Raw genomic sequence first — 430 nt, forward strand, 5'->3', positions numbered from 1 at the left:
TAACGTCAGCAGCAGCAACGGCAGATTGAAGGGTATCAGAATATTTATTCTTCAGCTCATAAACCAGCGGAGGTGTGATTTCATCTGCAAAAACTGATGCCCTTTTTAACGTTTTAAGTTCTGTGAAGTCCTTAAAAATTTGTCCACGAACCATGACGCTTGGAGTAATAATCAAAACTTTCAAGCTGTTCGTGATATATGGTGTCATCATTAAAACGGCGGTCTTCCCCGACCCAGTGGGCATCACAACTATACCTGCGATTTTCTTCTGTAATGTATTAAATGAAGCAATAGCATGAATTGCACCTAATTGAGCATTCCTCAGTCCAAGTGTTCCTTCAGTAGAAATAGGATAACGTAAATCATTATAGGTGTCTGAGAAATGGCTCATTCTACTATTCTCCCTTACTATTACTAGATAACTCGCATA

The 430-nt window shown here is 39.1% G+C and carries 1 protein-coding gene; it reads right to left on the reverse strand.

All coding sequences use genetic code 11. From position 1 onward, the window contains the following. Window positions 1-391: DEAD/DEAH box helicase family protein (locus KIH86_RS17600; RefSeq protein ID WP_223110579.1), on the reverse strand; the 391-nt coding region annotated here is incomplete at its 3' end. Between the last annotated feature and the right edge of the window lie 39 nt (window positions 392-430).

The organism is Paenibacillus sinensis (assembly GCF_019904155.1).
Classification (GTDB): domain Bacteria; phylum Bacillota; class Bacilli; order Paenibacillales; family Paenibacillaceae; genus Paenibacillus_AQ; species Paenibacillus_AQ sinensis.